Source organism: Streptococcus sp. Marseille-Q8145 (assembly GCF_965112035.1).
In genome coordinates this window covers 607,684-615,827 of sequence record NZ_CBCOPQ010000001.1, presented here as the reverse complement: position 1 = coordinate 615,827, position 8,144 = coordinate 607,684, and the positions used below count along the sequence as shown (strand labels likewise).

10 protein-coding genes and 1 pseudogene are annotated in these 8,144 nt (G+C 42.7%); all 11 read left to right on the top strand.

All coding sequences use genetic code 11. The features are described from left to right. Positions 1-183 precede the first annotated feature (183 nt). Positions 184-832 (top strand): annotated as a pseudogene (locus tag ACWPVL_RS03145) (ABC transporter ATP-binding protein); the annotation flags it as partial. Next, a complete protein-coding gene (locus ACWPVL_RS03140) occupies positions 829-1,050 on the top strand; it encodes a hypothetical protein (protein WP_454386834.1) in 222 nt (73 codons plus the stop codon). The pseudogene ACWPVL_RS03145 and the gene ACWPVL_RS03140, both read left to right, overlap by 4 nt. Next, a complete protein-coding gene (locus ACWPVL_RS03135; RefSeq protein WP_048791831.1) occupies positions 1,051-1,914 on the top strand; it encodes an ABC transporter permease in 864 nt (287 codons plus the stop codon). Between the two features lie 20 nt (positions 1,915-1,934). Then, positions 1,935-2,390 (top strand): LytTR family DNA-binding domain-containing protein, encoded by a 456-nt coding sequence (locus tag ACWPVL_RS03130; RefSeq protein ID WP_125390197.1) that lies wholly within the window; start codon positions 1,935-1,937, stop codon positions 2,388-2,390. Positions 2,391-2,400: 10 nt separating this feature from the next. Continuing rightward, positions 2,401-2,802 carry a DUF3021 domain-containing protein gene (locus tag ACWPVL_RS03125; RefSeq protein WP_048766511.1) on the top strand — a complete coding sequence of 134 codons (402 nt, stop codon included), beginning with the start codon at positions 2,401-2,403 and terminating at the stop codon, positions 2,800-2,802. Between the two features lie 184 nt (positions 2,803-2,986). After that, positions 2,987-3,553, top strand: coding sequence for a TetR/AcrR family transcriptional regulator (locus ACWPVL_RS03120; protein ID WP_454386789.1), 567 nt, complete (start codon positions 2,987-2,989; stop codon positions 3,551-3,553). Positions 3,554-3,728: 175 nt separating this feature from the next. Then, entirely contained in the window at positions 3,729-4,076 is a 348-nt protein-coding gene (locus tag ACWPVL_RS03115; RefSeq protein WP_454386787.1) for a hypothetical protein, read from the top strand. Between the two features lie 9 nt (positions 4,077-4,085). Beyond that, a complete protein-coding gene (locus ACWPVL_RS03110) occupies positions 4,086-4,433 on the top strand; it encodes a class Ib ribonucleoside-diphosphate reductase assembly flavoprotein NrdI (RefSeq protein ID WP_454386785.1) in 348 nt (115 codons plus the stop codon). 193 nt (positions 4,434-4,626) lie between these two features. Further along, positions 4,627-4,758: a hypothetical protein gene (locus ACWPVL_RS03105; RefSeq protein WP_005590956.1), complete on the top strand. Its 132-nt coding sequence runs from the start codon at positions 4,627-4,629 to the stop codon at positions 4,756-4,758. Between the two features lie 527 nt (positions 4,759-5,285). Next, the gene (locus ACWPVL_RS03100; protein WP_005590953.1) at positions 5,286-6,053 is read left to right on the top strand and encodes an ABC transporter ATP-binding protein; all 768 of its coding nucleotides are present in this window, start codon (positions 5,286-5,288) and stop codon (positions 6,051-6,053) included. After that, positions 6,046-8,034 carry an FtsX-like permease family protein gene (locus tag ACWPVL_RS03095; RefSeq protein ID WP_454386782.1) on the top strand — a complete coding sequence of 663 codons (1,989 nt, stop codon included), beginning with the start codon at positions 6,046-6,048 and terminating at the stop codon, positions 8,032-8,034. The genes ACWPVL_RS03100 and ACWPVL_RS03095 overlap by 8 nt, the downstream gene beginning before the upstream one ends. The last annotated feature ends 110 nt before the right edge of the window (positions 8,035-8,144 follow it).

The following is an 8,144-nucleotide window of genomic DNA, read 5'->3' as shown; positions in this document are numbered from 1 at the left end:
TCTCCTAGTGATAACTATTTATTATCGTTATTATAGCATAATATCTTTCCCAAATAAACTTGGAATTTCATATATTTTTTTCAACCACTCATCTCCCTCATTTTACCGCTTGTCCAAAAAGCCGAGATTTTTTAAAAAAGACTTGCTATCATAGTCTCAGAAGTTAAGACAGGAGAAAAGATCATGTTAGTCCAAGTAAAAAATCTGACCAAAGTTTATGGAGACAAGGTAGCAGTAAATGGCCTGAATTTAGAAATTGAGTCAGGCAGTTTCACAGCCATTTTAGGGCCAAATGGAGCAGGCAAGTCGACAACGATTCAGATGTTGATTGGACTTTTGCAGCCAACATCAGGACAAATCATTTATGCTGAGCAAACCAAGCTGGGCGTAGTTTTTCAAAACAGTGTGCTAGATGCCAATTTGACAGTAGTTGAAAATCTGCGAATCCGTGCCAAGCAGTACAAGCAGGTCGAAACTGGTAAGATTGAGCAATTGATCGAGCAACTAGGACTGGCTAGCTTTGCAAAACAACGCTACGGGACCCTTTCTGGTGGACAAAAGCGACGGGTGGACATTGCCCGTGCGCTGCTCAATAGCCCTGACCTACTTTTTCTAGATGAGCCGACGACAGGCTTGGATATCCAGACTAGAGAAAGTATCTGGAAGCTGCTTAAAGACCTGCAGCAGAAAGAAAAGATGACCGTAGTCCTGACCACCCACTATCTAAATGAAGCTGACGACGCAGATAAGATTTATATCGTAGATCATGGTCAAGTCATTGCGCAAGGCTCTGCTGACCAGATCAAGGAGCGCTATGCCCGCAATGTTTTGCGGATTCTGACCCCAGATTCAGAGGGCTTGAAGGCTGTTTTGTCGACTAGCTGCGAATGGGAGCAAGGCAAGGAGAATGAGTTTTTCTTTTATCCAGAGACGACCCAAGAAGCGCTGATGTTGCTGAGCCAGCTTGGCTCCTATATTGAACAATTTGAATTCCAACCAGGGACGATGGATGATGCCTTTATGGCTCTGACAGGAAGAGAGGTACGTTAAATGTTAATGTTGATCAAACGAAACTTTTTACTTTATTTTCGCAATCATAGTGGGGTGATCCTATCTCTCTTTGGAGCCATTATTCCCTTTGTTTTATATCTGGTTTTCCTAAAGAACAACATAAAAGGCTCTTGGTCAGACAGTAGCCATGCGGCGGAACTGCTCGACTTTTGGTTGATTAGCGGAACGCTGGCGGTCACCGCCTTGACAACCACCCTATCAGCTTTTTCACAACAAACTGAAGACCGAGAAAGAAAGGTGACCGCTGACCTCTTTATCACAGATTTAGGGCAATGGGGCTTGCGGTTTAGCTACTTAATCAGTGCCCTTGTGATTGGTTTTGTCATGCAAGTCTTCATGTTTGCTGTCATGCTGACCTACTTTATTCTAGCAGACAAGATTTCCTTTGACTGGGGGCTTCTTCCCCAGCTGGTCGGCCTCATGATGCTCAATAGCTTGCTGGCAAGTCTCCTCAATGCGCTAGTTGTTCCTTGTTTCAAATCGGTGAATTCCTTGGGGCAATACGCAACGGTCATCGGTGCCGCCTCTGGTTTTCTAGTGGGAACCTATATTCCGATTGGGACTCTGCCCAGCCTTGCTCAAAATCTCATGAAACTGACTCCCTCAACCTACATGGCTTCCCTCTTCAGACAAGTCCTGATGAAGGATTCTCTGACTGAAGTTTTTGAGGTCCAGGGTCAGCTCCAGCAAGAATTTGAGAAGCTCTTAGGTATCCGTATCGAATGGCAAAAGCTCTTGACAAGCCAAGAAACATACTATATAGTTGGAGTAGTGCTCACGGTAGCAGCTCTGTTCTGGCTAGGTCAAAATTGGCTGCTGAATCGACGGATGAGCTTCAAGTAAAGAAAGTAGGAGGCCTAGGTTTGCAGACAAGATTTGAAGAAGATGCTCAGATTTCCTCCCAAGACCCGCTGGTCGTCGTGAAAGCGGATCAGTTGGCTGGCGAGGCCAAGACCGTCCTAGACTATCTGGAACACTATAAGGCTGGTCCAAGTGGTGTCCTGCCTATTAAATCGGATGATAAGCTGGTCATGCTCAAGACGGAAGACATTATCCTGGCTGATATCAATCAGACAACCCTGATGATTTACAGTACCGAGGGCATTTACACAACGACAGAAACGTTGACTCGTTTTCAAAATCGTCTCAATAGTCGCAATTTCATTCAGGTGTCGCGGCATGCAGTCATTAACATCGATCATCTGGAATCCTTGTCGGATAGCTTTTCGGGTAATATGACTGCTAAGCTGACCAATCAGCTCAAAACCGATGTCAGTCGCCGCTATGTCAAGCTGCTTATGGACTATTTGGGAATTTAGGAGAAAAATTATGACCTTTAAAAAAATTCTTATCGGTATGCAGGATGGTCTGAGAACAGGTAGCTTGGTCTTTCTGCTGGTAGGCCTGTTCTCAGGAAAAACATTTTTGTTGACTCCTAGCTCTATTCTCAGTGTCCTCCTTGTCAGCGCCTTGATTGGAGTAGCAAGCTATATCTTTGATGCGACAGATCGCTTTCCATTTCCTTTCCTACTTTTCTGCCACTTTGTAGTGACAGCGACCATCGTTTGTCTAGCTGTGATCTGCAACGGCTGGGGGACCATGCTTTTCGGCTGGTTCTTCTGGCTAAACTTTGTTTTGATTTACCTCTTGGTTTGGTTTCTTATCTCCGTTGATTCGATGATCAAAACCAAGAAAATCAACGAGGCCTTGAAAAATCGTAGAAAACACTAATGTATCCAAGATGCAAGCAAGTTTTATCAAGAACTTGTTTGTTTTTTTGTTTAACAAAGGAGCTATTATATCAAACTGCCGTCTTCCTTTTAAAGTACGATTTCCGCTTTTCTTGACAAAGATTTTTAAAGTGTTATAATTTGAATGAATAGAAAATTTAATTCATTCATAAAAGGAGAAGGTCATGGACAAAAAAGCTGAATTATTGGCTGAGGCTAGGCAGGTGTTTGCTGAGAAAGGCTATAAAAAGACGAATATTTCTGATATTACCAAGCGTGCCCGTATGGCAGTTGGCTCCTTTTATAAGTATTATGAGTCCAAGGAAGCTATTTTTTTAGAGGTTTATGTAGCGGAGAATAACCGCATACGTGAGGAAACCATGCAGCGCGTGGATTGGCAGGGTGAGCCAGAGGCAGTCGTTGAACAGCTTTTTGCAGTCACTTTTGAGTTGATTTCGCCTAATAAAATTTTGGCTGAGTGGAGCAAGCCGGGGATTTCTCAAATCTTGCACGACTACTATAATCAGGATGCTGGTCGCGCGGCCAATGCCTTTCATCAGTTTCTGATTCAGACTTTCAGCCAGCGCTTGCAAGAGAAGGGCTTTTCACAGGAGGAAGTCGCCCAAATCATGAAGGCTTATGATTTGATCTACTACATTGACATGCATGTGACAGAGCAGGATTTTCCAGGCTATTTTGAGAGTATCGAGACCTTGGTGAAATATTTTTTAAAGGGAATTTTTGCTAAATAAGAATTTCCTTTTATTGGAAGATAATGTGAATGAATTTCTAAGAATATTCATTCGATAAAGGAGGTGGATTTGTGTGAGATAGAGTCTTAAGTGGAAGTGAATTGGAAAAAATTTTTTTGAGAAGGAGTGAATGAATATTAAAATATATTCATTCAAATGAGAAAGTGAGGAAATAATGATGAAACAAGGTGGAATGTTGTTGAGTGGAAAGCCTATTTTGGGGTTTTGTCTAGTTGTGATTGGTCTTTTGACCCTTGGTTATGGTGGGGTGGAATTTGGCTTTGGCCTAAGTTTGGGCTTTCAGTCTTTTCTGATTGGTGGTCTTATTTGTATCTTGGTTGGATTGCTTGTGATACCAGGCGTGGCGGCAGCTATCAAGTTGGTGGTTTTGGCCTTGACGGTGATCAGTATCTTGCTCTATATTCACAGTATGCCTGATTTGGAAATTCTCTTACAACTGATAGCGGATGTGGCTGTTATAGGCTTTGCTGGTTTTTTGGCAATACTTCTTTTGAGAAAGTAGGGAGAGGAAATGATTATAGTTTATGATTCAGTAACGGGAGTCGGGAAGCGATTTGCAGAATCGCTGGGCTATCCGACACAAAGCATCAAGGAAAAGTTGGAAGAACCCTGTATTCTCATTACTCGAAATGCAGGGGCTGGGAAAATTCCTTGGTCCACTAAGCGCTTTATTAAGAAACATCACGATCTGATTAAAGGTTTTGTCAATAATGGAGATTCTGTTAAGCATGGACGGACCTTTTGCGGGGCAACAGCTTTGATTATCGAAAAATATGGGCTGCCGCACATCTGCGATATTGACAGAGGTGGTAAGGAAGCGGACATCAAACTTGTGCAGGAATACTTGGCTAAACTATAAGTACGGATTATTTGTATGATAAATCTCTAGGAAAGGATGGGTGATAATGACTCATCCTTTTAAGATGACAAAAATGTAAGTTTAAAGCTTAAAATGAAAGGTTATTCGATGGTAGCGGGACGGGGAATTTTATATCATATAGGTGTAAGGAAAAACAAATCAAAAATAATATCCAAATAAAAGGAGGCCCACTATGAAAACAAATCTCTTCAACCATAAACAAAAAACGCAAATGGCGCAAAAGATTTCTAAGGAAGAAATCGAAAAAACTAGACTGGGCTGTGCATCAAGCCAGTATTATTTCTGGCTACAATATAGTCATTAAGAAGCAGATGCAGTGAAGGGGCTGGAGAGTGGGACAGAAATCGGTAATTTGTTAGAATTCGATTTCGTCGTCCCACCTCCGCACAGTTGAGTAGGGCTGTAAAAGCTGATGAAATCAGCGTAGTAGAGCCCACTCAACCACTGCGTCTTGCTCGACAATCCAAAGACAATTGAGAGGCTAGGCCTTTTTTCCCAGTCCTACCGCCTTTTTGTTCAAATGTAACTGAAAGTTTAAAGAGGCAAACTGGGAAAGCAGCCCAAATCATACAGCCCTTTCCCTCTAATGGAAGTCAGGTATTTCCATAACTGGAAAATCGCTAAGTGATAAAAATGTAAGATTCGAGTCCAAAATGAAAGATTAGCTTATGGAAACTTATCGGGCTTTTCGGTATGATAATAGTATCGTTTTTAGTTTGCTTTCAGTAGGAGGCAGTGGCTCAGGTAATCTTGGAGCAGAGCCAGCTAATAAAGCATCGGAAGCTAAGCTAAATAACCATTTTACACATAAATAAAAAAAGAGGTTCAAGTATGACATTATTAGATGTACAGCACGTGAAAAAGATTTATAAAACCCGCTTTCAGGGCAGCCAAGTAGAGGCACTGAAAGACATTCACTTTACGGTAGAAAAAGGCGAATATGTTGCCATCATGGGGGAGTCAGGCTCTGGGAAATCCACCCTGCTCAACATCCTAGCCATGCTGGACAAGCCAACTGAGGGCCGCGTCTTTCTCAACGGAACTGACACGGCAACCATCAAAAACAGCCAGGCTTCCAGTTTCCGTCGGGAGAAATTAGGCTTTGTCTTTCAGGACTTCAATCTGCTGGACACTCTGTCGGTTAAGGATAATATCCTGCTGCCCCTGGTTCTCTCTCGTCGTCCCATTACCGAGATGATGCAAAAGCTGGTCACAACCTGCAATGAGCTGGGGATAAATAAACTCCAAGAGAAGTTTCCATATGAAATTTCTGGTGGTCAAAAGCAGCGGGTGGCGGTAGCCCGCGCTATTATCACTGAGCCTGAGATCTTGTTGGCGGATGAGCCAACAGGAGCGCTGGATTCTAAGTCTTCGGCGGCTCTCTTGGATGTCTTTGACGACATCAATGATCGCGGCCAGACCATTCTCATGGTAACTCACTCGACTTCAGCGGCTAGCCGCGCCAAGCGGGTGCTCTTTATCAAGGACGGGATTCTCTACAATCAAATCTTCCGTGGCAACAAGACCGAGCGGCAGATGTTCCAAGAGATTTCCGATACTCTGACTGTTATGGCAAGTGAGGTAGAAGCTCATGCTTAGATTAACTAGTAAGCTTGCGCTTTCTAACTTAATCAAAAATCGTAAGCTTTATTATCCTTTCGCTCTGGCGACTTGTCTGGCTATCGCCATCTCCTACATCTTTTTCTCCCTGACTTTTAATCCCAACCTAGTAAAAATGACGGGGGCAAGCGCCGTTTCTATGGTGCTATCTTTTGGGATGGTGATTGTCAGCATCACGACCAGCATTATCGTCTTTTATGCTAATAGCTTTGTTTTCAAGAATCGCTCCAAAGAGCTGGGTCTCTACAGTGTGCTAGGGCTCAATAAATTCCACCTCTTTGTCATGGTGGTAATTGAATTACTGGTATTTGGTCTGGTCACCCTTATCCTTGGACTAGGGATTGGACTCTTGTTTGACCAGTTGATCTATGCTCTCTTGCTGAAAATCATGTCGATAAAGGTCGTATTGGTGTCAACTTTTCAGCCTGCTGTAGTTATCGCGGTTGCTGTTTTCTATGCCTTTGTCTTTTTCTGCTTGATGATTAGCAATGGTTTGCGCTTGAGAAAGCTTGATGCGCTGCAATTGGTCAAAGAGAAGAATAGTGGAGAAAAGAAAAGTCGCTTTTTATTCCTACAAACGCTACTTGGACTTGCTGCCTTGGCATACGGCTACTTCCTTGCACTAGGAGTAACCAATCCCTTGTCAGCAGTCTTTACCTTCTTTGTCGCAGTGCTCTTTGTGATTCTGGGAACCTATTTGCTCTTTAATGCTGGAATTACAGTCTTTCTACAATTTTTGAAAAAGAGGAAGTCCTATTATTACCAACCCAATAACATGATTTCCGTTTCCAACTTGATTTTCCGTATGAAGAAAAACGCGGTGGGTCTGGCAACAATTGCCATCCTATCAACCATGGTCTTGGTGACCTTATCTGGCGGGGCTAATATTTATGCTGGTGGTGACTACATGCAAAAGGCTATGTTTCCTCATGACTTTAGCATTCAAGGAAAAGGAACCACAGGTGAGCAGATGGACCAAGTGCTGACAGAGTTTGTGAATGAGCAGCAGTTGCCAGTCACTAAGAAAGGTGTCTATCCATACTATACGATGGGAGTGACGAGCCGTGCTGGCAACCAGCTCGATATCAATGCTGCTGCTCAAAAATTTGTCACACCGAAAACGTATATTTTGGCTATTTCAGAAGCGGATTATCAGAGTATGACGGGGAAAACTCTGAATCTTGGGGATGATGAAGTGGCACTTTATCAGCAAGGAGTGAAACTGGATCCCAAGCAAGACTTGCAGCTGGCTGGTCAGACCTTTAAAATAAAAGAAGAACTCAAAGAAGACTTTATCTTTGGTCATTTACCCGATCAGATGAACATGATCGTCCCAGAGAAAATCTATATGGTTCTTAAAAACCCTGACCAAATATTCTCTGCAATGACAGATAAATATGCTGTAAACCTTAATTATTATGGCTGGCTTGATACAAAGCTGTCAACGGAAGAACAGCGTAATCTGAGGGATGCTTATCAAGAAAAATTGCAGCAGTTTAATCAGACCTTGCCTGAGAATCAAGCGGTATATGGTTCGGTAACAGCTTTTGATAAGCAAGAAATCAAAGGCATGCTGGGTGGCATGTTCTTCATCGGAATCTTCCTATCAATCGTCTTTATGCTGGGAACCATCCTCATCATCTACTACAAGCAGATTTCAGAAGGGTACGAGGATCGGGATCGCTTTGTGATTCTACAAAAGGTCGGTCTGGATGAGAAGCAAATCAGACAAACCATTCAGAAACAGATCTTGATTGTTTTCTTCCTGCCGCTGGCCTTTGCCTTTATCCATCTGACCTTTGCCTATCATATGCTGAGCTTGATCTTGTCTGCTCTTGGTGTTCTTAACTCAGCTCTCATGCTGGCTGTGACACTGGGTGTCTGTGCAATCTTCTTTATCAGCTATGTGATCGTCTTCATGATTACTTCTCGCAGTTATCGTAAAATTGTCTCTATGTAAGAAGTTGGGATTTCCCAGCTTCTTATTTTGCATTTCTGTGCCAAACGATAAAGTGGCATTTTAAAAGAGACTTTGGTAAATCCAATAATCTATGATATAATAAACCATCT